Below are 21926 nucleotides of genomic sequence, written 5' to 3'. Positions count from 1 at the left end.
GTGCGTGTTAAGAAGGGGCCCCTGCTCTACCGGAGGCGTTAAGAAGGGGCCCTTCCTTACACCCGGAACCAGACCGTGACGTCCGTGGGGACCGCGGCGGTGTCCAGCGGCGCGCTCGACACCAGCACCTGCGCGCCGGCCGGCAACGGCGCCGGGTCGGCACCGAAGTTGGTCAGCACGGTGAGGTCGCCGTTGGTGAACGTGAGCACCTCGTCGCCGGAGGTCAGGAACCGCAGCGGGCCCCGGGCCAGCGCGTGCTCGCGGCGCAGCCGCAGCGCGGTCCGGTACAGCTCGTACGTCGAGCCGGGCACGCCGCGCTGCCGGTCCAGCGCGTACTCGGCCCACGTCGACGGCTGGGGCAGCCAGCTCGCGTCAGTCGGCCCGAAGCCGTACGACGGGGCGTCGGCCTCCCACGGGATCGGCACCCGGCAGCCGTCCCGGCCGCGCTCGGTGTGCCCGCTGCGCTTCCAGGTCGGGTCCTGGCGGGCCTCGTCGGGCAGCGTGGTGTGCTCCGGCAGCCCCAGTTCCTCACCCTGGTAGAGGTAGGCGGAGCCGGGCAGCGCGAGCATCAGCAGGCTGGCCGCCCGGGCCCGGCGCAGGCCCAGCGCGGCGTCCGGCTGCGGGTCGTCCACGCCGACGCCGTTGGCCCGGCCGCCGGCGGTGCCGAGCCCGAGCCGGGAGGCGTGCCGCACCACGTCGTGGTTGGACAGCACCCAGGTGGTGGGCGCGCCGACGGAGTCGGTGGCCTCCAGCGAGCGGGTGATCACCGCGTACTGGGCCGGCGCGGTCCACGCGGCCAGCAGGTACTCGAAGTTGAAGGCCTGGTGCATCTCGTCGGGGCGCACGTACCGGGCCAGGCGCTCGGCCGGCTCCACCCACGCCTCGGCGACCAGGATCCGCTCACCGGGGTACGAGTCGAGCACCCGCCGCCACTCCCGGTAGATCTCGTGCACGCCGTCCTGGTCCCACATCGGCGGGCGCGGCTTGTCCACCTCGCTGCCGGAGAGGATCTCCTGCGGCTCCTGCCAGTCGGCCAGGTCCGCCTGCTTGATCAGGCCGTGCGCCACGTCCACCCGGAAGCCGTCCACGCCCCGGTCCAGCCAGAAGCGCAGCACGTCGAGGAACTCCTCGCGCACCTCCGGGTTGTCCCAGTTGAGGTCGGGCTGGCCGGAGTCGAACAGGTGCAGGTACCACTGCCCGTCGGGCAGCCGGGTCCAGGCGGGGCCGCCGAACACGCTCACCCAGTCGTTCGGCGCCTCGGCGCCGTCCGGGCCCCTGCCGTCGCGGATGACGTAGCGCTGCCGTTCCGGGCTGCCCGGCGCGGCGGCGACTGCCGCTTCGAACCAGCGGTGCGCGGAGGACGTGTGGTTGGGCACCAGGTCGACGATCACCCGCAGCCCGCGGGCCTTCGCCTCGGCGATCAGCTTGTCGGCGTCGGCGAGCGTGCCGAACAGCGGGTCGACGTCGCGGTAGTCGGACACGTCGTACCCGGCGTCGGCCTGCGGGGACGGGTAGAAGGGGGACAGCCAGAGCGCGTCGACTCCCAGCTCGGCGAGGTGGTCGAGCCGGGACGTGATGCCCGGCAGGTCGCCGATCCCGTCGCCGTCGGAGTCGGCGAACGAGCGCGGGTAGACCTGGTAGATGACCGCCTCGGTCCACCAGCCGGTGCCCGGGGCCTGCTGCGTCGCGTCGGTGTTCAGCGCCTTACTCCTGTCTGGGTGGTGCGGGACGAGCGAGTTCTTCAGTGTGCCCGGGGCGGCGCTGTCGATTCGCGCACCACCAGGCGAGTGGGCAGGATCACCGGGGGCGGTGTCCCGCCGTCGGTGTCGGCGCCGCGCGGGGCGGGCACCAGGCCCGGGTACGGCTCGGCGGCCCGTACGCCGAGCGGGTCGAGCAGGATGCGGGCGGCGAGCAGCCCCTGCTCGGCGGCCGGCTGGGCGATCGTCGAGAGCCCGAGCACGCCGGCCAGGTCGTGGTCGTCGATGCCCATCACGCTCACGTCCTCCGGCACCCGCAGCCCGGCGTCGCGCAGCGCGGTGATCGCGCCCATCGCCATCTCGTCGCAGGCGGCGAAGATGGCCGTCGGCGGCTCGCCCCGGGCCAGCAGCTCGGTGGTGGCCCGGGTGCCCCCGTCGATGGTGAAGCGCGACTCGACGTCGAGGCTCGGGTCGGGCCGCAGCCCGGCGGCCCGCAACGCCTCCTGGTAGCCGCGCCGCCGGTCCAGGTGGGTGGTGAAGGCCAGTTCGTCGTCCGGGTCGCCGGAGATGTGCGCGATCCGGGTGTGGCCGAGGTCGAGCAGGTGGCGGGTGGCGGTCCGGGCAGCGGCCACGTCGTCGATCCGGACGCAGGGCCACCCGGGCACCTCGCTGCCGGAGCTGATCGTCACGCCCGGCAGGTCCAGCTTCGTCAGCGCGTGCACGTCGGCCGCGCGCAGCGGGGTCGCGACCAGGATGATCGCGTCCACCCGCTTGTGCAGGCTCGCCGTGCGCAGCACCCGCTGCCGGGTCTGCTCCCGGCCGCCGAGGTTGTAGAGCAGCAGGTCGTAGCCGCTGTCCTGGAGGAATTCCTCGACCGCCTCGACCACGGTGCCGAAGAACCATCTGGTGATCCGGGGCACCACCACCGCCACGGTGCCGGTCCGGCCGCCGGCCAGGCGGCTCGCGCTGGGCGACACCGCGTACTGGAGCTGCTCGGCGGCGGCGAGCACCCGGCGGCGGGTCGCGGCCGAGACCGTCGGCAGGCCCCGCAGCGCCCGGGAGACGGTGGCCGTGGAGACCCCGGCCAGACGGGCGACGTCGTCAATCCTGGTCATCGTGAGCTCCCCGCTGTGACCCGGACCCCGCCGCCGGCCGTGCCGGCGGCGGGGCGCCGGATCAACCCTTGACGCTGCCGGCGAGCAGACCTCGCACGAAGAAGCGCTGGAGGGACAGGAACACGATCAGCGGTACGACGATCGACACGAACGCGCCGGCCGTCAGCCGCTGCCACTCGTTGCCGCGGGTGCCGGCCAGCTCCGCGAGCCGGACTGTCATCGGGGCGGTCTCGTCGCCGCCGCCGGCGAAGATCAGCGCGACCAGCAGGTCGTTCCAGACCCAGAGGAACTGGAAGATGCCGAACGCCGCCAGCGCGGGCGTGATCAGCGGCAGCACGATGGTGCGGAAGATCTTCGGGTGGGTGGCCCCGTCGACCCGGGCCGCCTCCATCAGGTCGCCGGGGAGCTGCGAGATGAAGTTGTGCAGCAGGAACACGGCGAACGGAAGTGCGAAGCAGGTGTGCGCGAACCACACCTGGGCGAACTTCTGCTCGTCGACCAGGTCCCACGCGGGCAGGATCTGCACCCCGGCGATGGTGACGCCGGTGGAGAAGAACCGCAGCAGCGGCACAAGGGCCATCTGCAACGGCACGATCTGCAGCGCGAAGATCCCGATGTAGACCCAGTCCCGCCCCTTGAAGTTCATCCACGCCAGCGCGTACGCGGCGAGCGACGCGAAGGCCAGCGGGAAGAGCACCGAGGGGATGGTGATCGCCAGCGAGTTGATGAAGTAGCTGGCCAGCTGCCCGGACGAGCCGCGGCTGAACAGCACCTCCTGGTAGTTCTCCAGCGTGATCTGCGGGTTGCTGAAGAACGTCCACCACCCGGTGGTCTTGATCTCGTTCTCCGGCCGGATCGAGGAGATGAACAGGCCGAAGGTCGGGATCGTCCAGAGCACCGCGATCACGATCGACACGAGCGTGGCGGTACGGCTGTTCAGGCGCTTGCGCACCCGGGCGCCCCGGGTGGTCGGCTCGGTGGCCTGGGCGCCGACTCCGACGGTGGGCGTGGCGGTGGTCATCTCAGCCCTCCCGCTGCTTGCGCAGGTTGCGGATCTGGTAGATCACGATCGGGATCACCAGGACGAACAGGAACACCGCCAGCGCCGAGCCCTGACCGTTCTCCTGGTAGCGGAACGCCTGGTTGTACATCTCGGTCGCGATCACGTTCGTGTCGTAGTTGCCGTTCGTGGCGGTCCGGACGATGTCGAAGACCTTGAGCGTCGCGATGGACAGCGTCACCACCACGACGATCAGCGCCGGCCGGATGCTCGGCATGGTGATCCGCCAGAACATCTGCCACGGGGTGGTGCCGTCCAGCCGGGCCGCCTCGACGATGTCGGCCGGGATGGCCTTGATCGCGGCGGAGAGCACCACCATCGCGAAACCGGCCTGGATCCACACCATGATCACGATGAGCAGGAACGTGTTCAGCGGCGAGTCCAGCAGCCACTGCTTCGGCTCGCCGCCCAGGCTCACCACGATCTGGTTGAGCAGGCCGATCTGGTCGCCCTCGCCCCGGTAGGCGTAGACGAACTTCCAGATGATGGAGGCGCCGACGAACGAGATCGCCATCGGCAGGAAGATCAGGGACTTGGCCACGGCCTCGAACCGGGCCTTGTCCACCAGGACCGCGTAGATCAGGCCGAACCCGGTGGCCACCAGCGGCACCAGGAGCACCCAGATCAGCGTGTTGATCAGGACCCGGACGATCGAGTCCTCGGCGAACATCCAGCGGTAGTTGTCCAGGCCCACCCAGTTGTTGCTGCCGGAGTCCATGAAGGAGAGCAGCGTGGTGCGGATGGCGGGGACCACCAGCCCGACGGCGAGCAGCAGCAGCGTCGGCAACAGGAAGAAGAACGCTAACGTGCCCTCGCGCTGCTTGCGCCGGCGGGGCAGCGGCGCGCCGCTCGCGGAGGCCGCGACCAGCTGCGCCTCCCGGCGCCGGGCGAAGAACGACGGCACCACGTCGAGAAGCAGGAGCAGCCCGCCCACCACCGCGACGAAGGCGATCAGCCCGTACATGAGCATGAGGAACTTCGGCTGCTCCGCCGCGAAGTCGAACTCCATCGACCCTCCCTCAAGGGTTCGGCTAGCAGAGGTGGCCCGGTCCGCGTCCGCGGACCGGGCCACCTGCTAGATCACTTCCAGCTGCCCTCGATGTCGTTCAGGACGGCGGTGGTGTCCTTGCCGTTGATCCAGGCCACCATGCCCTTCCAGAAGGTGCCGGCGCCGACCGCGGCCGGCATCAGGTCCGAGCCGTCGAAGCGGAAGACCGTCTTCTCGTCCTGGAGGATGCCCACGGAGAGCTTGTCCACCGGGTTCGGGACGTTGTTCAGGTCCAGCTTCTTGTTCGCGGAGACCCAGTCACCGATCTTGGCGCGGCTGTTGGCGTACTCGCCGGAGGCCAGGTAGGTCTGCACCGCCTGGACCTCGGGACGGTCGGCGAAGGCCGCGACGAACTCGCCGCCGCCCAGCACCGGCTTGCCCTTCGACGGGTCGATGGCCGGGAAGTAGAACGCGAAGACGTCGCCGTCCTCGGCCACCTTGGTGCCCTCGGGCCACTGGTTGGCGTAGAAGGACGCCTGGCGGTGCAGCGCGCACTTGCCGGCGGTGATGGGCGTGCCGCCCTCCTGGAAGGAGGTGGTGGCGATGCTCTTCACGCCGCCGAAGCCGCCGTTGACGTACTTCTCGTTCTTCAGGATGCTGCCGGCCCGGTTGAGGGCGTCAGCCACCTGCGGGTCGTTGAACGGGATCTCGTGGGTGGTCCACTTGTCGTAGACGTCCGGGCCGCCGGTACGCAGCAGCACGTCCTCGATCCAGTCGGTGGCCGGCCAGCCGGTGGCGTCACCGGACTCGATGCCGGCGCACCACGGCTTGGTGCCGCTGGCCGCGATCTGGTCGGAGAGCTTGATCATGTCGTCCCACGTGGTGGGGACCGTCCAGCCCTTCTCCTTGAAGGTCTTCGGCGAGTACCACACGAAGGACTTCACGTTCGAGCCGAGCGGGGCGCCGTAGAGCTGGCCGTTGACGGTGCTGTACTTCAGCCAGTCGGCGGAGTAGTTCTGCTCGGCCATCGCCTTGGTGTCGGCGCCGACCGGCTTGAGCTTGCCCGAGTCGACGAACCGCTTCAGCAGACCCGGCTGCGGGATGAAGGCGAGGTCGGGGGCGTTGCCGCCGTCCACCCGCACCGGCAGCTGCGCCTCGAACTCGCCGGAGCCCTCGTGGTCGATCTCGATGCCGGTGCAGTCCTCGAACTCCTTCCAGGACTGCTGGAGGCGCTCGTCCTCGATGTCACGGATCGAGGAGTAGATGGTCACCTTCTTGCCGTCGTGACCGTCGTACTTCTCATATGCGCCGCACTCGGCCGAGCCCGCGTTGCTGCTCTTCTTGTCGTTGCCGGTGCCGCAGGCGGCGACGCCGAGCGCCAGCCCCAGGACGCCGGCGACCGCGAGCGCCTGGCGCGATCTGGCAAACGCCATGCCGATCTCCTTCCTTGCCGGCGCGTGGGGGGATCGAACCCGCGCCGGTCCGATGGTCGTCCTCACATGTAAGCGCTTGCATCGTGCCGGGTCCACCCCTGGCCGGACACGGCCCGGTAACAATCCCGAAACCCTGACCACCGGTGATGGGTGCGCTCCCACGAATCTTCCCGGGAACGGAACTTTCTGTCAGGATGTCCGCATCACATTGAAGACTTTCAACATTGGAGGCAGTGGATGCGTAAGCGATGGCTCGCCCTCGGGGCGAGCGCCGCGGTCCTGGCGGCGACCCTCGTACCGGCCGCGCCGGCGATGGCCGCCCCGACGTTCAAGGTCCCGTTCCCGTGCAACCAGTCCTGGTCCGGTCAGACCCGGACCAACCACAGCCCGGCCAACGCGATCGACTTCAACCGCACCGACGACCTGGGCGACCCGGTGGTCGCCAGCGCACCCGGCACTGTCGACGTGGTGACCAACCTCGGCGACACCAGCTACGGCAAGTACGTCCGGATCAACCACGGCGGCGGTCACACCACCTACTACGCCCACCTGAACGCCTTCAACGTCTCCGTCGGGCAGACCGTCGGCTACGGCCGGGTGATCGGGTACGTCGGCACGACCGGCGGCTCCACCGGCCCGCACCTGCACTACGAGCAGCGTCTCAACGGCAGCTCTGTGAAGATCAAGTTCAACGGCGTCCAGGCGCTCTACTGGGGCACCAAGACCTACACCAGTGACAACGGCTGCGGCGGGACGAACACCGGCGAGGGCACCGTCAACACGGCCGGCTCCCCGCTGACGGTCCGCTCCGGCCCCGGCACCGGCTACAGCTCGGTCGGCACGGTGGCCGACGGGGCGAAGGTGACCATCCAGTGCCAGACCAGCGGCACCAGCGTCACCGGCACGTACGGCACCAGCTCGATCTGGGACCGGATCGGCTCCGGCCGGTTCATCTCCGACGCGTACGTCTACACCGGGTACGACGGCTACATCCCGGGCGTACCCCGCTGCTGAACCCGGCGGGCGCGGGGGCGAGCGGCTCCCGCGCCCGTACCGGTCAGGAGTTCAGCCGCCACACCGCGAAGTTCAGCGCGGACGCGAACGTCACCCAGGCCCAGTACGGCAGCATCAGCAGCGTGGCCGGCCGGGAGACGCGCCGGAACAGGGCCACCGTCACCCCGATCGCCAGCCACATCAGCACGATCTCGGCGAACGCCAGCCCGTACGCCCCGGCGCCGAAGAACAGCGGGGTCCAGATCGCGTTCAGCACGAGCTGCACGACCCAGGCCCAGAGCGCGGGGCCGAAACCGACCCGCCGCCAGACCAGCCAGCCGGCGATCGTGATGAGCACGTAGAGCACGGTCCAGACCGGGCCGAACAGCCACGACGGCGGCGCCCAGGCGGGCTGCTCCAGGCCCTGGTACTCGGCGGAGGTGCCCTGGACACCCAGCCCGCCGATCGCGGCGGCGGCGAAGGTGGCGGCGCCGAAGCCGAGCAACGCCAACCACTGGCGGGCTCCGGCGGTGCGCCGGGTGACACTCTGCGACATCTCCATGGCCGAGATGTTTCCGCTCGACCGGCCCGGCAAACGCCCGGGCGCCGCCGGACCCGGACGCGGAAAAGCCGGAGTCACCCGGCCCGGACGTTCCGGTCCGGCAGGACGGAACACCCGGGCCCGGCGACCCCGGCGGGTACGAGAACCGCTGTTACGTGTTGAAGATGCTGACGCCACCCGGGCCGACCAGCAGGCCGACGACGATGAGGACGATGCCCCAGAGGATCTGCCGGCGGAACAGGGCGAGAATTCCGGCGACCACCAGTACGACTGCGAGAATCCAGAGAATCAGCTCCATGTCGGCTGGATACCCGTGCGCCCGATACCGGAAACCTCCCGCTCAGTCGAGCTGATCACCGCCCAGGTGGAAGACGCTGTACGCCTGTTTGATCACCGGGTGGGCCACGTTGCGGACCCGGACCCCGCCCGGTGTGGTGCCGCGCTCGGTGCCGTGGTGGGCGTGCCCGTGCAGCGCCAGCGCGGTAGGTGCGGAGTCGATCGCCTGACCGAGCTGGTAGCAGCCGAGGAACGGGTAGATCTCCAGCGGCTCGCCGGCGAGCGTGTCCGGTACGGGGGAGTAGTGGGTGAGCGCGACGAGCGCGTCGCAGTCCAGCGAGAGCAGCGCGTCGGTCAGCGCGTCGGCGCTCTCCCTGGTGGTCCGCACGAACGCCTTCATCTCCGGCTCCCCGAAGTCGCTGGCGCACCGCCCGGCGAACCCGCCGCCGAACCCCTTCACGCCTGCGACCCCGAGCCGTCCGCCGGGGGTGTCCACCACGACGCCGGTGCCCTCCAGCACCGTGATCCCGGCGTCCTCCAGCACCTTCACCACCTGCGGCACCTCGTCGCACTGGTGGTCGTGGTTGCCGAGCACGGTGATCACCGGTACGCCGAGGTCGCCGAACTCCCGGGCCACGCACCGCGCCTCGGCCTCGGTGCCGTGCCGGGTCAGGTCACCGGCGAGCAGGAGCACGTCGGCGCAGCCGGGCAACTCCTCCAGCGCGGGGCGGAACCGGCCCACCACGTCCTCGTCCAGATGCACGTCGCCCACGGCGGCGATCCGGATCACCATCGAACCTCCCTCACGGCAACTCCTCGACCTGGGTGGGCGCCTGCGTGCGGATCACCCCGATGTCGCTCGTCACGTGGGTGCCCGGGAAGCGCTCGGCCACCCGCCGCAGGATCTCCTCCCGCCGGTGCGGGCTCTCCACCTCGCCGTAGAGCACCAGCCCGTTCTCCCGCCGCACCACCGTGATGCCCTGCTCGGCCACGGTCGGGTCCTCGGCCAGCATGCTCTGGATCTCCGCCTCGACGTACTCGTCGGGGGGAATGTCGCCGGACAGTCCGGTCACAGGGTCTCCCTTCCGCCAGGCGCGCCGCCGGGCAGCACGTCCAGCCGGTCGAGCAGCACCAGGAACGCCTCCGCGTACGGCGAGTGCTGCGTCTCCTTCCGTACCCGTTCCCAGTCGATCTGTTCCCGCAGCGAGCGGGCCAGCGGCAGGGCGCGGGCGAAGTCGCAGTAGTGCTGGGAGAAGCTGAGCAGCTTGTGCACCATGAGCTGGCTGGCCGAGAGCACCGGCATGTGGATCGCGTCGACCGGGCGCACGATCGTGTCGGCGAACGTCTCCTCGGTCACCGGCGTCTCCACCGGCCGGTGGATCAGGTCCACCATCCGGTCCTCGTCGTAGACCTTGACCAGCCAGTCCTCCGGCGGGCGCTCGGCGGTGAAGCCGGCCTCGACCAGCGCCTCCAGCGCCCGGTCGACGTCCACCTCGCGGAGCAGGAAGTCCACGTCGTGGTCGCTGGAGTGACCGCCGTGCGCGTACACCGCGAAGCTGCCACCGAGCGCGAACGGGATCTCGGACTGTTTGAGCACGGCGGCGACCTTCTTCAGCGTGTGCACCAGGGTCTCGTCCCCGCGCTCGGCCATCTGCGGCTCCCTCGTCGTCATTGGGCGGTGGGACCACGATGCGTACCCGGCGGACGCTCCGGTCACACCTGTTGCGGCGCGATCGGCCCGCCAGGGCAGGAAAGCGACATACGGGCCGGTGTGAGCATCGGTCGGATAACCTCGGGAGGGTGGCCAGCTCACTGCGGACGCGGCGGGGCAGGGCCCGACTGCGCACCGTCGCCCTGATCGGCATCGACGGCTCAGGTAAGACCACCCAGGCCCACCGGCTCGCCCAGGCGCTCACCGCGGCCGGCCGTCCCGCCACGTACCACCGCAACGCCGGTGGCCGACGCTGGCTCGGCCGTATCGCCCAGCGGGTCGGCCGTCCGGACGCGCAGCGGCTCGTCGGGCGCGACGGCCTGCTCGTGGTCGAGTCGGTGCTGCGATGGTTGGCCATCGCGCTCGCGCTGCTCAGCTGTCTGGTGACCGGGCGTACCGCGGTGATGGACAGGTGGTCCGCCTGCCAGTACGCCAGCATCCGGGCACACGGCGGGCAGCGGTGGGAGCGGCTGGCCCGGGCCGGGTACCGGATCTTCCCGGCGCCCCGGGTGACGTTCCTGCTCACCGTCGACCCCGCCGAGGCGTACCGGCGGATCGAGCGGCGCGGCACCGACCACGAGACCATGGAGTGGCTGACCGCCGCGGCCGCCGCGTACCGGGACCTGCCGGAGTACGGCAGCTTCGTGGTGGTGGACGGCAACGGCCCGCCGGAGAAGGTGGCCCGCCGGATCCGGGCGCACCTGAGCGAGTGGCTGCCCGACGACCCGTCAGCCGGTCCCGGCCCGGCTCCGGCCGGCCCGGCTCCGGCCGGCCCGCGCCGCCCGGTCGGTGGCGCCGGGCGGGACGGGCCGGTGCCGGTTCAGGCCCGCCCGTAGACCGGGATGCTCGCGCCGCTGGTGGGCGCGGACTCGGGGGAGGCCAGGAAGCGGATCACCTCGGCGATCTCGGCCGGCGGCACCCAGCGCCCGTGGTCGGCGTCGGGCTGGGCGGCGCGGTTGGCCGGGGTGTCGATGACGCTCGGCAGCACGGTGTTGCACCGCACGCCGCGCTGCCGGTACTCGACCGCGACCGTCTCGGCGAACGCCCGCACCGCGGCCTTCGCGGTGGCGTAGCCGGAGGCGCCGGGGAACGGCGTGACCGCCGCCCGGGCCGAGACACAGACCACCGCGCCGTCGCCGGACGCCATGAGGTGCGGCAGCGCCGCGTGGGTGACCAGGTACGTCGGGCGCAGGTTGAGCCGCAGCATCCGCTCGAAGTCCTCGACCGGGGTCTCGTGCACCAGGGCGCCGGCGGCGTACCCGCCGACGAGGTTGACCACCGCGCGCAGCGGTGCGGCCGGTTCGGCGGTCGCGGCCTCGACCGCCCGCGCGGCCCCCTCGGGCGTCAGCAGGTCGGCCACGACCCGGACCGGGCCGTCGTCCGTCCCGGGCTCCCGCTGGGGTACGACCACCCGCCAGCCCGCGTCGAGGAAGGCGGCGGTGACCGCGCCGCCGAGCCCACCCGTGCCTCCGGTCACCAGCACCGTGCGTTCCGTCATGGACACACGCTAGCCAACCGCCCTGCCGACGGACCGGTGGGCCGTCCGGCCCGTCCGGTCGAGGCCGACCAGGCAGGCCCTGCCGCGCGACGGCGGACCGGCACGTCGGGCGGCAGGAGTGACTCGACCGGAGCGGATGAGGCGGCGGGGCTGCGACAATGGGATCCTTGGCCCGGCGGCGGGCACGGAAGACGGTAAATTTCCCGATACGCGGTGTCATGGTTGACGCTCACGCCGTGTGAAAGTAAGTTTCATCCGTGGCGAAGAGTTCGAAGATTTCTGCGAGTCACGAGCCCGGTGGACTGATCGTCCACATCAGCGGCCTGCTGCCCTCGCTGTCCCCGGCCGAACAGCGGGTGGCCCGGCTGGTCGTCGCCGATCCGGCGGACGCGGCCCGGCGTACGATCACCGACCTCGCCACCGCCGCCGAGACGTCCGAGGCGACAGTGATCCGCTTCTGCCGCTCGGTCGGCATGGACGGCTACCCCCAGCTGCGGATCCGGCTCGCCGCCGAGGCCGCCCGCCGGATCGAGCCGCCGGACGCGCGGGTGGTCGGCGGCGACATCCCGCCGGGTGCCGACCTCGCCCAGATCATCGCCACGATCGCGTTCAACGACGCCCGGGCCGTGGAGGAGACCGCCGAGCAGCTCGACCCGGCGGTCTGCGAGCGAGTGGTCGAGGCGATCGGCGCGGCCGGCCGGATCGACGTCTACGGCGCGGGCGCCAGCGGCTTCGTCGCCTCCGACTTCCAGCAGAAGCTGCACCGCATCGGCCGCATCGCGTTCTACTTCCCGGATGTGCACACCGCGCTCACCTCCGCCGCCCTGCTGGGCCGCGGCGACGTGGCGGTCGGCATCTCGCACACCGGCACCACGTCCGACGTCATCGAGGTGCTGGAGCAGGCCCGGGCGCGCGGTGCCACGACAGTGGCGCTGACCAACTTCCCGCGTTCGCCGATCACCGAGGTCGCGGACCACGTGCTCACCACTGCCGCCCGGGAGACGACATACCGCTCCGGCGCGACCGCCAGCCGGCTGGCCCAGCTCACAGTGGTCGACTGCCTCTTCGTCGGTGTGGCCGCCCGCAGCCGGGCCCGGACGAAGAAGGCCCTGGAGGCCACCGCCGAGGCGGTCCAGTCGCACCGGGTCGGCCCCGGGCGGAGGCGGGGATGACGGCGGGTCGGGTGGAGCGGGACGGCGTGGCGGCGGTGCGACCGGTGGTGCGCGTCGGCGCGCCGACCGAGCGGCGCAACCCGCACAGCGTCGACCTCGACCTGATGTCCACCCGGGACGTGCTCACCGTGATCAACGAGGCGGACCGGCGGGTGCCGGCCGCGGTCGCCGCGGTGCTGGACGAGATCGCCGAGACGGTCGACCTGGCCGTGGCCGCGCTGCGCGACGGGCACCGTGTGCACTACTTCGGGGCCGGCACCTCCGGTCGCCTCGGCGTGCTGGACGCGGCCGAACTGGCACCGACGTTCAACTCGCCGCGGCACTGGTTCTGCTCGCACCTCGCCGGCGGCCCGGACGCGATGTGGCGGGCCGTCGAGGACGCCGAGGACGACGAGCGCGGTGGCGCCGCCGACGCCGCCGAGTGCGTACGCCACGGCGACCTCGTGGTGGGCCTGGCGGCCAGCGGGCGCACCCCGTACGTCCTCGGGGCGCTCGCCGCGTCCCGGGCGCAGGGGGCCGGTACGGTGCTGCTCTGCGCGAATCCGGAGGCCGAGGCCGCCGCGTCGGTGGACGTCTTCATCGGGGTGGACACCGGGCCGGAGGTGGTCACCGGGTCGACCCGGATGAAGGCCGGCACGGCGCAGAAGCTGGTGCTCAACACGTTCTCCACGGCCGTGATGGTGCGTCTGGGCCGGGTCTACTCGAACCTCATGATCGACATGGTGGCGACCAACGCCAAACTGCGCGGCCGCATGATCTCGATTCTCATGGAGGCCACCGGCTGCGCCGAGGAGGTGTGCCGGGTCGCCCTGCGGGAGGCCGACGGCGACCTCAAGACCGCGCTCGTCGCGCTCGTCTCCGGCGCCGAGGTGCCGGCCGCCCGGGCCGCGCTGGCCCGCTCCGCCCACCAGGTACGCGGCGCGCTCGAACTGCTCGCCTCCTGACCGTCCGGCCCGCCCGCGGGCCGGCCCCGTACCGCCGATCCACCCGCCCGGCGCATCCGCCAGGCGGGTGCGACGCGTATCACGTGCAGGGAGGGGACGACTCCTCCCGCACGGATTGTTCAACGAGGCGGAGGGTAATCCTTGAGCACGGCTGAACCGACCGGTCCGCAGGCGCGTATCTCGCAGTGACCAGGATCGCAACGACTCGGTGACGCGGCTCGCTGTGTTCATGGAACAGGCAATGGTGCCATTCCATGGGCGAACGGCGATTTCGCAGCTCCGGTGTGCGCCGAAAACGGCGCCCGCGAGCCGCCCGAACCGGGCCGGTAACAGGAAACATGGACCGGGCTCTCAGCTACTACTCAGGCATTCGTGACAGTTTCGACTCACGACATGGAATCCCCGACGCGTCACATCTGTTGTGTAGGTGTCAGCACCTACGGGCACAGCGGAGGTTACGGGGAGGGCTGATGAACGTGGGGATGGCAAGGAACCGGGCAACCGGCGCGAGCGAGGGGACCGTGGCAATCGTGGACAAGAACATCGGCATGCGTACCGACGAGGTCGCCGAGGAGCGGGACCTGGTCGGCGTCTACCTGCACGAGATCTCCCGGACGCCGCTGCTCGACGCCGCCCGGGAGGTCGACCTCTCCAAGGCGATCGAGGCGGGCCTCTACGCCGAGCACCTGCTCGACGAGGATCGGATCCCCGACGGCGTCGACCGGGAGGACCTGGAGCGGCTGGTCGCCGAGGGTGAGCGCGCGAAGGACCTGTTCATCCGCGCGAACCTGCGACTGGTCGTGTCGATCGCCCGGCGCTACGTGCGCTCCGGGATGCCCATGCTGGACCTGATCCAGGAGGGCAACACCGGCCTGGTCCGGGCGGTCGAGAAGTTCGACTACGAGCGGGGCTTCAAGTTCTCCACCTACGCGACCTGGTGGATCCGTCAGGCCATCAGCCGGGCGATCGCCCAGCAGGAGCGGACCGTACGGCTGCCCGTGCACCTGGTCGAGGACGTCAACCGGATGCGCAACGTGGCCCGGCAGCTCACCCGTGAGCTGGGCAGCGACCCGGAGCCGGAGCAGATCGCGACCGCGCTCGGCGTGACCGTCGAGCGGGTCAACGAGCTGGTCCGCTGGTCGCAGGACACCGTCTCGCTGGACACCCCGGTGGGTGACGACGGTGACACCAACCTCGGTGACCTGGTCGCCGACAGCGACGCGCCGTCGCCCGAGGAGATCGTGCTGACCGGCCTGGAGCGGCAGCGGATCGAGGGCCTGCTCAACCACCTCGACGACCGTTCCGCCGGCATCATGCGGGCGCGGTACGGCCTTGAGGACGGGCGGGAGCACTCGCTGACCGAGGTCGCGTCGCGGTTCTCGCTGTCCCGCGAGCGCATCCGCCAGCTGGAGATCCAGGCTCTCGGCCGGCTGCGTGAGCTGGCTCGCGCGGAGGGGCTCCAGGCGGCCTGACCTGGTAACAATGAACGGCGAACGGCCGGCGTCCGACAGGGGGACGCCGGCCGTTCGCCGTCTTCGCGGTGCTCAGACCCGGCCGTAGCCGGCGATCGTCATGATGTTCATGCCGCGCTTGCTGACGTTGCGTCCGGCGCTGGGCGCGTCGATGATCTGGCCGTTGCCGACGTAGAGCGCCACGTGCCCGAGCCCGGAGTAGAACACCAGGTCACCCGGTTGCAGCTGGCTGCGGCTGATCCGCGTGGTGGCCCCCCACTGCTGCGCCGCGCTGTGCGGCAGCGACTTCCCGGCCGCCCGCCAGGCGGCGAGCGTCAGACCGGAGCAGTCGTAGCTGCCGGGGCCGTCCTGGGCGTAGCCGTAGGGCTTGCCGACCGCGCCGTAGGCGTACCGCACCGCCGTGCCGGCGTCGCCGGAGACGGCCGGCGGCTTGCCCGCCGAGCTGGGGTTGCCGGGTGCCTCCGTGGCCCGCCCGTACGCCTTGCGCCGCATCTCGTAGAGGTCGGACAGGTCCGCCTCGATCCGCGTCTTCGCGGACTTGAGCTGCTTGGCCTGCGCCGCCTCCCGGGCGAGCGTGACGTCCAGCGCGGTCTTCTGGTCGATCAGCCGCTTCTGGTCGGCGGTGAAGCTGTTGATGGTGCGCTGCCGCTGGCGGGTGAGCTGGTCGAGCGTGCCCAGCCGCTCCGGCAGGGTGGCCTGGCCGCCCGGGTCCAGCAGGGCCGCCGCGGTGCGCATGCCACCGGTCTTGTACGCCGTCGCGGCCAGCACGCCCACGTCGGCGCGGCTGCGTTCGGCCTGTTCCTGCAGCGGCCCGATCCGGGCCTCCAACTTGGCCGCGGTGGCCTTGTTGGTCTTGATGTCCTCGTTGAGCTTGTTGTAGGACTCGACGATTCGTTCCAGCTCAGTCGAGGACTTCTCGATCTGCTTCGTCAGCTCGGCGGGGGTCGGCTCGGCCCGGGCCACCTGCGCCGGGGCGAGCAACGCGGCCGAGAGGCCGGCCACCGCCAGCGAGCGGAGCAGCATCCGTAAGGACGACAAGAGCGGAAAGCTCCTCTCCCACCGGTCGCCGGGCGCGTTCGCGACTGGCGACACCGGCCCGGGGCCGTCCGGGTGGACGGCTGTCGACCGGGCCGACCTGGACAACCTAACCCGTGATCGCAGTAGTCGGGAGTTCAAGCAGGGGCGAAAGTTGGCAAAGTGGCGGAAAGTGATGAGGGGGAACCGGTGGGTGGATGAGGCGACTCGCCCGATTCGTCGTTCTGGGCGGATGTCGCCAGGCAACGCCAGGCAAAGTCACGACAAAGACGGAAATCGTTCTCTGTTTCCGGCGGGCAGGGCCGGGCCGATGCCCCCCGCGACCGCCGAAACCCCGAGGTCAGGTGGCGCGAGGCCAACACAATGAAGCCCGGACGGGAAATCCCACCACGGGATCCCTGCTCCCGGGAGGCCGCCGTGCAGACCGACCGCTCCGCCGCCCAGCCGCCCCGCTCGCCGCGACCGGCCGCACCCAGGCTGCTCTACGCCCGGCCCGGCATCGTCGTCACCGCCGAGCGTTTCACCGTCGGCCGCAACAGCTGGCCGGTGGCCGAGATCACCCAGCTCCGGACCGACCGCGGGCCGCACGACCGGCTCGCGATCCGGGCGGTCGCCGTGTCCGCCGCGATGATCGCCGCGGTCGGCCTGCTGCTCGGCTTCACCGGCGGCCTGCACCGGCTCACCGCCGGGGCGTACCTCATGCTCGGCGCGGTCGGGCTGGTGCCGCTGCTGCTCGTGCTGATCGGCGACCGCGTGCGGCCCCCTTCGCACGAGCTGTGGGGACGGGTGCGCGGCACCGAGGTGCTGCTGTTCAGCAGCGACGACGAGCGGCAGTTCGGCCAGGTCGCCCGCGCGCTGGGGCGGGCCCGGGAGGCGGCGCGGCTGGGCGGCTGGGCCGACCCGCCGGCGGCCGAGCCGTGGCGGCCGGCCCGGTGAGACGCGGTCAGCCCGCGACCGGCTCCGGCGTACGCGACCGCGTCTCGGCGGCCACCCAGTGGCTCACCCGCCGCTCGGCGTAGAACGAGACGAACGGCACAGTGCCGGCGAGCATCACCAGCAGCATCCGCTTCAGCGGCCAGTTCGCCCGGCGCGACAGATCGAACGTGAGCGCCAGATAGAGCATGTACAGCCAGCCGTGCGCCACGCCGACCACGGCCACCACGCTCGGGTTGTCGAAGCCGTACTTCAGCGGCATGCCGATCAGGACCAGCACCACGAGCGCCACGCCCACGATCCAGGCGATCACGCGGTACCGGGTAAAGGCTCCGCCCACCGTCGTCCGTCCTTCCGCACCGGCCTCAGCCGGGATAGTCGCCGGGCCGGGCGCCCGGATTGGCGTTCAACCAGGATAGGTAGCTGTTGTACGCGGCCAGCTCGGCGTCGTCCGCCCCGTCGGCCGGGGCGGCAGGCGCCCGCACGACGCGCACCGGCCGGCGTACCGCCGGGGTGCCGGCGGTCACCGGCGGCGCGAGAGCGTCCGACGGCGCGGGTCGGTCCGACGGCGCGGGACCGGCCGACGCCGCCGGGTCCGCCGACGACGCCGGGTCGGCGGCGCGCAGCGTCTGGCGGACCTCACGCCACCAGACGAAGATCACGAAACCGGCGAAGACCGGCCACTCGATCGCGTAACCGAAGCTGATCGCGTTCCCCCCGGCGGCGCGGGTGACCTGCCACCAGCCCATGCCGAGGCAACCCGCCACGAGCACGACCATGGCCACGTGGCGGACGATCCACGCCGGTGTCCAGAGCCGATTCATGCCAACGAGAGTACCGGGGCCGCCGGTCGTCTCCGACACGGCGTCGTAGTCCGGGCGGGGTTTGGTGACACGCCCGCTGGGCATCCGAACAGGTGCCAACCCGAACGAGACGAGGGGGCGACGATGACCGAATCGGTACGCCGGGACGCGAGCCCGGAACAGCGGGTCGCGGAGTGGGACGGCGACCACGCCCGTACCGTCGACGCGGACGGCGAGCAGCTCGGGGTGGACCCGGTGGAGCTGGGTGACGACGACCTGGTCCGGGAGATGCAGAGCCTGCACCGCACCCGGCTGGACACGCTGCGGCACGCCACCGACTCGGCGCTCGCCAACCACCTGCGGCGCACCGCCGAACTGGAGACGGAGTACCTGGCCCGGCACCCCGGCCGGGAGGTCGACCCGAGCCGGCTGCGGGACGCCTGATGGCCAGCCACGCCGAGCGCGGCATGTCCGCGCCGCCGGAGGTGGTGTTCAACACGGCCACCGATCCGGACCGCTCCTCGGCCTGGCTGCCCGAGCGGCTGCGCAGCTCCGGCACCTGCCGGGTCGAGGTCGTCGACGCCGACGACATGCGGGCCCGGTGGAGTGCCGCGGACTGGTCCGCCGAGATCGACGTGGAGCCGGCCGGCGCGGGCGGTGCCCGGGTGCGGCTGGACCTGGCCGGGCCGGACCACGACCTGGCCGACGAGATCCTGGCCAACCTCGACCGCGAGGTGGCCGACAACCTGACCGCCGGTTGAGCCCGGCCCGCACGACGAGCACGAGGAGGCCGGGTTGACCGGGAGTGGCCTGAAGCAGAAGGTGGCGCGCCTGCGCCAGGCGTACGCACCGCACGAGCACCGGCCGCTGGAGGGCTACCTGAAGGCGATGGGCACGTACGCCGGTGTCACAGCCGCGCTCGTCGGCCTGGTCCGCGCGACCGGCCGGCCGGTGCCCGAGCGGCCCACGCCCGCGGACGTGGTGCTGCTCTCGATCGCCACGCACAAGCTCAGCCGGCTGCTGTCCAAGGACGCGATCACCAGCCCGCTGCGGGCGCCGTTCACCCGCTACGACCACCCGATCGGCAGCGGCGAGGTGATGGAGCAGGTCCGCGACGAGGGCAGCCCGACCCGGCACGCGCTCGGCGAGCTGGTGAGCTGCCCGTTCTGCCTGGCGGTCTGGGTGGCCACCGGGCTCACCGGCGGCCTGGTGCTGGCGCCCCGGCTGACCCGGCTGGTCGCCACCGCGCTGACCGCGGTGGCCGCCTCCGACTTCCTCCAGATGGGGTACGCGGTCGCCCAGCAGGCGGCCGAGGGCGGTCGCCACGAGGCGTGACCCGAGGACGCGAAAGGGGGCCGGCGAGCGCCGGCCCCCTTTCCGTGTCTCCCACGGTCAGGTGGGGGTGGTGCCGTGGTCCTCGCCGGCCCAGCCGCGCGACGCCTCCGGCTCCCGCTCGTCCTCGTCCTCCCCGGTGACGACGTCCCGGTCCACAGCGGTGCGCTCGTGCTCGTTGGCGAAGTCCGGCTCCGGCAGCGTGTCGACGCCCTCCGGGGGCTGGCCGAGCGCCGCCAGGTGCTCGTGGTCGGGGTTGCGATCGGTCATCTCGCGTCCTCTCGGTCTTCCGGGGGCTCAGGCGACCGTGCCGCCCAGCAGATCCGCCGCCTCGTCCGCCGCGTACTCGCCCTGGGGGAGTGCGGCGATCCGGGTGAGCAGCTCCGCGGGGAGTTCGGCGGCCACCGCCCGGCGGTAGATGTCCGCCTGGGTGATCCGCTCCTGGCCGTGGTAGATGTCGTCGAGCAGGTCGTCGAGCGGCCTGGTGTCGGGCTGCTCGGTCACGGGCGCGTCATCGGTCACGCCGACCACCTACCCGGCACCGAACCGGTCAAACTCGCCCCAACCCCGCTCAGGCCGGTGCCGGGAGCGTGGCCCGGCGGGCCCGCACGGCCTGGGCGAGGTGGTCGAGGACCTCGGCGGTGGCGTCCCAGCCGATGCAGGCGTCGGTGACCGACTGGCCGTACGCCAGCTCCCGGGTCGGGTCCAGGTCCTGCCGGCCCGGCACCAGGAAGCTCTCCAGCATGATGCCGACGATCCCGCGCTGGCCGGCGGCGAGCTGCGCGGCCACGTCGGCGGCGACGAGCGGCTGGTTGCGGTGGTCCTTGCCGCTGTTGGCGTGGCTGGCGTCGACCACCACCCGCTCCGGCAGGCCCGCGGCCCGCAGCAGTTCCAGCGCCCCGGCCACCGACTCCGCGTCGTAGTTCGGCCGGCCGCCCCCGCCACGCAGCACGAGGTGCCCGTCCGCGTTGCCCCGGGTGTGCATGATCGCCGGGGTGCCGGAGACGTCGATGCCGGGGAAGACGTGCGGCACCCCGGCGGCCCGGATCGCGTCCACGGCGGTGGCGATGCTGCCGTCCGGGCGGTTCTTCATGCCGATCGGCATGGACAGCCCGGAGGCGAGCTGCCGGTGCACCTGGCTCTCCACCGTCCGCGCGCCGATCGCGCCCCAGGCCACCGTGTCCGCGATGTACTGCGGGGTGATCGGGTCGAGGAACTCGCAGCCCACCGGCAGGCCCAGCCGCAGCACGTCGAGCAGGAGCGCCCGCGCGGTACGCAGGCCCGTGTTCACGTCGCCGGAGCCGTCCAGCGCCGGGTCGTTGATCAGGCCCTTCCAGCCCACCGTCGAGCGCGGCTTCTCGAAGTAGACACGCATCACCACGAGCAAATCGTCGGCGACCCGGGCGGCGGCCTCGCGCAGCCGGCCCGCGTACTCCAGGGCGGCGGCCGGGTCGTGCACGGAGCAGGGGCCGACGACGACGAGCAGCCGGTCGTCGTCGCGGTCCAGCACCCGGCCGACGGCACGGCGGCCCGCCACGACGGCCTCGGCCAGCGGGGTCTCGAGCGGCAGGTGGTGGTGCAGCAGGGCCGGGGTGGTCAGCGGCACCACACGGTCGATGCGCTGGTCGATGACCCGATGGGCGTCCTGGGACGTGGTCACGGTGGGGATTCCTTCCGCCGACCGTGCCCCCGTGCCGGGTCCGGGGGATCGAGCCGGCTGCTCGCATACGAAAGGGCAGGGAAAACGATCCCTGCCCGCCGGCTCGAAGAGGTGGTGACGTCAGCTCATGGTCGAGTCACCGGCTCCTCCAGCCGGCTGCCTAAACCATCGATACGACCGCGTCACGTCGGCCAGCGTACCCGACGCGCGGCGGAAAGCCCGCTGTCGTTCCGAAGTGCGGAACGCGGGGTATGTGATCGGCATGACCACGAGCCACGACCCGAGCGACCAGGAACGGATCGAGTCCCGAGCGCATCTGCTGCCGGAGGAGGCGGCGGCCGGCAGCGACGACGCGGAGGCGCAGGCCGACGCGATCCTCACCGAGTCCGACATCCGCGAGGCGGACCAGAACGCCGCCCCCGACACGGTGCTGGAGCACCGCACGTCCGAGCAGACCGTCACCCCCGTCGAGCCGCCCGACTGAGCCCGGCACCCCGGGCCCGGCGGGAACCCCGGTAACTGTCGTCCCGCAGCCGGGCCAGCGGGCCGGCCAGACGCAACCCCGGCGGCACGTTGCCGATCGGATCGAACGCGAGCGCGGCGTCCTCGGCGGCGCCGCGCTCGTCGTCGAGGCGTACCTCGCCGAACGGCCGCCACCGGCCCACCGCCGAGGCGACCGCCAGCACCAGCCGGGGCTCGTCGCCGGCCACCGCCGCGCCGGCCTCGGCCAGGCCGCGACCCAGGTCGGGTGACTCCGGGTCGGCCAGCACGGCCAGGAACAGCCGCCGCCCGCCGGCCCGGAACGGCATGATCGACGTGTACGTCCCGGTGAAGCGCCGCCGGGGCAGCGGCAGGTTCCGCAGCACCGGCGCGGCGGCGCTGGAACTCCACAGCAGGTCCACCGGCGGCTCCGGATCGCGGTGCAGCCGTACCGCCACGCCCAGCACGTCCGGCCAGCCACCCGGCGTCGGCACGCCCTTGGACAGGCGGATCGTGGCCGGCCACCGGCCCGGCAGGTCGAGCAGCGGCACCCCGGTCGGCGGTCCCGGCGTACCCCAGATCCGGGTCTCGCCGGCGAACGTGCGCCCGGCCGGATGCAGCAGCCGGGCGTGCCGGAGCCGGGCCAGCGCGGCGGCGGCGCGCTCGGCGGCGGAGGGTGTGGTGGCGGCCATGCCCGCACGGGTACCCCGGCGCGCACCGACGATGCTCCGGCGCGCGTGTCACCTTTCCGCCTCCGAGATC

Annotated in this window: 27 protein-coding genes and 1 pseudogene; 10 read left to right on the top strand and 18 right to left on the bottom strand. The window is 72.1% G+C overall.

The features are described from left to right. Window positions 1-56: 56 nt before the first annotated feature. From FB454_RS03820 to FB454_RS03800, 5 genes are all read right to left on the bottom strand, one after another. Window positions 57-1700: a glycoside hydrolase family 13 protein gene (locus tag FB454_RS03820; protein ID WP_145822630.1), complete on the bottom strand. Its 1644-nt coding sequence runs from the start codon at window positions 1698-1700 to the stop codon at window positions 57-59. A 41-nt stretch (window positions 1701-1741) separates the two neighbouring features. Continuing rightward, on the bottom strand, window positions 1742-2812 hold the full coding sequence (locus FB454_RS03815) for a LacI family DNA-binding transcriptional regulator (protein ID WP_145822486.1): 1071 nt from the start codon (window positions 2810-2812) through the stop codon (window positions 1742-1744). Window positions 2813-2873: 61 nt separating this feature from the next. Further along, window positions 2874-3833: a carbohydrate ABC transporter permease gene (locus FB454_RS03810; protein WP_030271330.1), complete on the bottom strand. Its 960-nt coding sequence runs from the start codon at window positions 3831-3833 to the stop codon at window positions 2874-2876. Window position 3834: 1 nt separating this feature from the next. Next, entirely contained in the window at window positions 3835-4881 is a 1047-nt protein-coding gene (locus FB454_RS03805) for a carbohydrate ABC transporter permease (protein WP_145822485.1), read from the bottom strand. A gap of 71 nt (window positions 4882-4952) precedes the next feature. Further along, window positions 4953-6293: an ABC transporter substrate-binding protein gene (locus FB454_RS03800; protein WP_013288163.1), complete on the bottom strand. Its 1341-nt coding sequence runs from the start codon at window positions 6291-6293 to the stop codon at window positions 4953-4955. Window positions 6294-6530: 237 nt separating this feature from the next. Between FB454_RS03800 and FB454_RS03795 the strand changes: the two genes are divergently transcribed. Then, window positions 6531-7307: a M23 family metallopeptidase gene (locus FB454_RS03795; RefSeq protein WP_013288162.1), complete on the top strand. Its 777-nt coding sequence runs from the start codon at window positions 6531-6533 to the stop codon at window positions 7305-7307. 43 nt (window positions 7308-7350) lie between these two features. Here the strand turns inward: FB454_RS03795 and FB454_RS03790 are convergent, their stop codons facing one another. The 5 genes and pseudogenes from FB454_RS03790 to FB454_RS03775 all read right to left on the bottom strand — a co-directional run bounded on the left by FB454_RS03790 (window position 7351) and on the right by FB454_RS03775 (window position 9775). Next, window positions 7351-7848, bottom strand: coding sequence for a TspO/MBR family protein (locus tag FB454_RS03790; protein ID WP_145822484.1), 498 nt, complete (start codon window positions 7846-7848; stop codon window positions 7351-7353). A 151-nt stretch (window positions 7849-7999) separates the two neighbouring features. Beyond that, a complete protein-coding gene (locus FB454_RS34750) occupies window positions 8000-8146 on the bottom strand; it encodes a GPGG-motif small membrane protein (protein ID WP_013288160.1) in 147 nt (48 codons plus the stop codon). Then, window positions 8137-8917, bottom strand: a pseudogene (locus tag FB454_RS03785) (metallophosphoesterase family protein). Before FB454_RS03785 ends, FB454_RS34750 begins: the two are co-directional and overlap by 10 nt. A 10-nt stretch (window positions 8918-8927) precedes the next feature. Further along, the gene (locus FB454_RS03780) at window positions 8928-9137 is read right to left on the bottom strand and encodes a hypothetical protein (protein ID WP_236619442.1); all 210 of its coding nucleotides are present in this window, start codon (window positions 9135-9137) and stop codon (window positions 8928-8930) included. A 56-nt stretch (window positions 9138-9193) separates the two neighbouring features. After that, window positions 9194-9775, bottom strand: coding sequence for a nucleotidyltransferase (locus FB454_RS03775; RefSeq protein WP_013288157.1), 582 nt, complete (start codon window positions 9773-9775; stop codon window positions 9194-9196). Between the two features lie 149 nt (window positions 9776-9924). Here FB454_RS03775 and FB454_RS03770 point away from each other — a divergent pair, with 149 nt between their 5' ends. Next, window positions 9925-10671 (top strand): dTMP kinase, encoded by a 747-nt coding sequence (locus FB454_RS03770; RefSeq protein ID WP_145822482.1) that lies wholly within the window; start codon window positions 9925-9927, stop codon window positions 10669-10671. On the opposite strand, the gene FB454_RS03765 is transcribed toward FB454_RS03770, so the two are convergent. Next, complete coding sequence (locus FB454_RS03765; protein ID WP_013288155.1) at window positions 10656-11333, bottom strand: SDR family NAD(P)-dependent oxidoreductase; 678 nt, start codon at window positions 11331-11333, stop codon at window positions 10656-10658. The genes FB454_RS03770 and FB454_RS03765 overlap by 16 nt on opposite strands. Before the next feature lie 257 nt (window positions 11334-11590). Here FB454_RS03765 and FB454_RS03760 point away from each other — a divergent pair, with 257 nt between their 5' ends. The 3 genes from FB454_RS03760 (at window position 11591) to FB454_RS03750 (ending at window position 14921) form a co-directional block, all read left to right on the top strand. Further along, window positions 11591-12505: a MurR/RpiR family transcriptional regulator gene (locus FB454_RS03760; protein WP_013288154.1), complete on the top strand. Its 915-nt coding sequence runs from the start codon at window positions 11591-11593 to the stop codon at window positions 12503-12505. After that, window positions 12502-13449, top strand: coding sequence for an N-acetylmuramic acid 6-phosphate etherase (gene murQ, locus FB454_RS03755; RefSeq protein WP_013288153.1), 948 nt, complete (start codon window positions 12502-12504; stop codon window positions 13447-13449). The genes FB454_RS03760 and murQ overlap by 4 nt, the downstream gene beginning before the upstream one ends. Window positions 13450-13931: 482 nt before the next feature. Beyond that, window positions 13932-14921, top strand: a complete 990-nt coding sequence (locus tag FB454_RS03750; protein ID WP_041784543.1) for a sigma-70 family RNA polymerase sigma factor — start codon at window positions 13932-13934, stop codon at window positions 14919-14921. A 72-nt stretch (window positions 14922-14993) separates the two neighbouring features. Here the strand turns inward: FB454_RS03750 and FB454_RS03745 are convergent, their stop codons facing one another. After that, window positions 14994-15959, bottom strand: coding sequence for a C40 family peptidase (locus FB454_RS03745; protein WP_013288151.1), 966 nt, complete (start codon window positions 15957-15959; stop codon window positions 14994-14996). A 414-nt stretch (window positions 15960-16373) separates the two neighbouring features. On the opposite strand from FB454_RS03745, the gene FB454_RS03740 reads away from it, so the two are divergent. Beyond that, window positions 16374-16892, top strand: coding sequence for a DUF6232 family protein (locus FB454_RS03740; RefSeq protein WP_013288150.1), 519 nt, complete (start codon window positions 16374-16376; stop codon window positions 16890-16892). Window positions 16893-16899: 7 nt separating this feature from the next. On the opposite strand, the gene FB454_RS03735 is transcribed toward FB454_RS03740, so the two are convergent. Both FB454_RS03735 and FB454_RS03730 read right to left on the bottom strand, forming a co-directional pair. Continuing rightward, window positions 16900-17229 (bottom strand): DUF3817 domain-containing protein, encoded by a 330-nt coding sequence (locus FB454_RS03735; protein WP_030271312.1) that lies wholly within the window; start codon window positions 17227-17229, stop codon window positions 16900-16902. Between the two features lie 25 nt (window positions 17230-17254). Next, entirely contained in the window at window positions 17255-17713 is a 459-nt protein-coding gene (locus FB454_RS03730) for a hypothetical protein (protein ID WP_186461516.1), read from the bottom strand. Window positions 17714-17836: 123 nt separating this feature from the next. On the opposite strand from FB454_RS03730, the gene FB454_RS03725 reads away from it, so the two are divergent. From FB454_RS03725 to FB454_RS03715, 3 genes are read left to right on the top strand one after another with little or no spacing between them, the layout of a single operon-like run. Further along, window positions 17837-18136, top strand: a complete 300-nt coding sequence (locus tag FB454_RS03725; RefSeq protein ID WP_013288147.1) for a DUF6158 family protein — start codon at window positions 17837-17839, stop codon at window positions 18134-18136. Then, a complete protein-coding gene (locus tag FB454_RS03720; RefSeq protein WP_013288146.1) occupies window positions 18136-18453 on the top strand; it encodes a hypothetical protein in 318 nt (105 codons plus the stop codon). The genes FB454_RS03725 and FB454_RS03720 overlap by 1 nt, the downstream gene beginning before the upstream one ends. A gap of 34 nt (window positions 18454-18487) precedes the next feature. Continuing rightward, window positions 18488-19027, top strand: a complete 540-nt coding sequence (locus tag FB454_RS03715) for a DUF1360 domain-containing protein (protein WP_013288145.1) — start codon at window positions 18488-18490, stop codon at window positions 19025-19027. 57 nt (window positions 19028-19084) lie between these two features. Here FB454_RS03715 and FB454_RS03710 read toward each other — a convergent pair whose 3' ends face one another. The 3 genes from FB454_RS03710 to FB454_RS03700 are packed head-to-tail and all read right to left on the bottom strand — an operon-like array spanning window position 19085 to window position 20693. After that, window positions 19085-19294 (bottom strand): hypothetical protein, encoded by a 210-nt coding sequence (locus tag FB454_RS03710; protein WP_013288144.1) that lies wholly within the window; start codon window positions 19292-19294, stop codon window positions 19085-19087. A 27-nt stretch (window positions 19295-19321) separates the two neighbouring features. Then, on the bottom strand, window positions 19322-19555 hold the full coding sequence (locus tag FB454_RS03705; RefSeq protein WP_018786980.1) for a hypothetical protein: 234 nt from the start codon (window positions 19553-19555) through the stop codon (window positions 19322-19324). A 40-nt stretch (window positions 19556-19595) separates the two neighbouring features. Further along, on the bottom strand, window positions 19596-20693 hold the full coding sequence (locus tag FB454_RS03700) for a 3-deoxy-7-phosphoheptulonate synthase (RefSeq protein WP_145822480.1): 1098 nt from the start codon (window positions 20691-20693) through the stop codon (window positions 19596-19598). A gap of 253 nt (window positions 20694-20946) precedes the next feature. Here FB454_RS03700 and FB454_RS03695 point away from each other — a divergent pair, with 253 nt between their 5' ends. After that, window positions 20947-21168 carry a hypothetical protein gene (locus tag FB454_RS03695; protein WP_013288141.1) on the top strand — a complete coding sequence of 74 codons (222 nt, stop codon included), beginning with the start codon at window positions 20947-20949 and terminating at the stop codon, window positions 21166-21168. On the opposite strand, the gene FB454_RS03690 is transcribed toward FB454_RS03695, so the two are convergent. After that, window positions 21143-21856 (bottom strand): phosphodiesterase, encoded by a 714-nt coding sequence (locus FB454_RS03690; protein ID WP_145822479.1) that lies wholly within the window; start codon window positions 21854-21856, stop codon window positions 21143-21145. The two genes, FB454_RS03695 and FB454_RS03690, sit on opposite strands and share 26 nt — an antisense overlap. Window positions 21857-21926 lie beyond the last annotated feature (70 nt).

This window comes from Micromonospora sp. CNZ297, assembly GCF_007827625.1.
Note: the sequence above shows the minus strand (reverse complement) of the source record. Positions and strands in the feature narration are given on the sequence as shown.

Coding starts and splice junctions, on each gene's coding strand:
- FB454_RS03815 (WP_145822486.1), bottom strand. CDS start 2,812: ATGACCAGGATTGACGACGTCGCCCGTCTGGCCGGGGTCTCCACGGCC.
- FB454_RS03810 (WP_030271330.1), bottom strand. CDS start 3,833: ATGACCACCGCCACGCCCACCGTCGGAGTCGGCGCCCAGGCCACCGAG.
- FB454_RS03805 (WP_145822485.1), bottom strand. CDS start 4,881: ATGGAGTTCGACTTCGCGGCGGAGCAGCCGAAGTTCCTCATGCTCATG.
- FB454_RS03800 (WP_013288163.1), bottom strand. CDS start 6,293: ATGGCGTTTGCCAGATCGCGCCAGGCGCTCGCGGTCGCCGGCGTCCTG.
- FB454_RS03795 (WP_013288162.1), top strand. CDS start 6,531: ATGCGTAAGCGATGGCTCGCCCTCGGGGCGAGCGCCGCGGTCCTGGCG.
- FB454_RS03790 (WP_145822484.1), bottom strand. CDS start 7,848: ATGGAGATGTCGCAGAGTGTCACCCGGCGCACCGCCGGAGCCCGCCAG.
- FB454_RS34750 (WP_013288160.1), bottom strand. CDS start 8,146: ATGGAGCTGATTCTCTGGATTCTCGCAGTCGTACTGGTGGTCGCCGGA.
- FB454_RS03780 (WP_236619442.1), bottom strand. CDS start 9,137: ATGCTGGCCGAGGACCCGACCGTGGCCGAGCAGGGCATCACGGTGGTG.
- FB454_RS03775 (WP_013288157.1), bottom strand. CDS start 9,775: ATGGCCGAGCGCGGGGACGAGACCCTGGTGCACACGCTGAAGAAGGTC.
- FB454_RS03765 (WP_013288155.1), bottom strand. CDS start 11,333: ATGACGGAACGCACGGTGCTGGTGACCGGAGGCACGGGTGGGCTCGGC.
- murQ (WP_013288153.1), top strand. CDS start 12,502: ATGACGGCGGGTCGGGTGGAGCGGGACGGCGTGGCGGCGGTGCGACCG.
- FB454_RS03750 (WP_041784543.1), top strand. CDS start 13,932: ATGGCAAGGAACCGGGCAACCGGCGCGAGCGAGGGGACCGTGGCAATC.
- FB454_RS03730 (WP_186461516.1), bottom strand. CDS start 17,713: ATGAATCGGCTCTGGACACCGGCGTGGATCGTCCGCCACGTGGCCATG.
- FB454_RS03725 (WP_013288147.1), top strand. CDS start 17,837: ATGACCGAATCGGTACGCCGGGACGCGAGCCCGGAACAGCGGGTCGCG.
- FB454_RS03720 (WP_013288146.1), top strand. CDS start 18,136: ATGGCCAGCCACGCCGAGCGCGGCATGTCCGCGCCGCCGGAGGTGGTG.
- FB454_RS03710 (WP_013288144.1), bottom strand. CDS start 19,294: ATGACCGATCGCAACCCCGACCACGAGCACCTGGCGGCGCTCGGCCAG.
- FB454_RS03695 (WP_013288141.1), top strand. CDS start 20,947: ATGACCACGAGCCACGACCCGAGCGACCAGGAACGGATCGAGTCCCGA.
- FB454_RS03690 (WP_145822479.1), bottom strand. CDS start 21,856: ATGGCCGCCACCACACCCTCCGCCGCCGAGCGCGCCGCCGCCGCGCTG.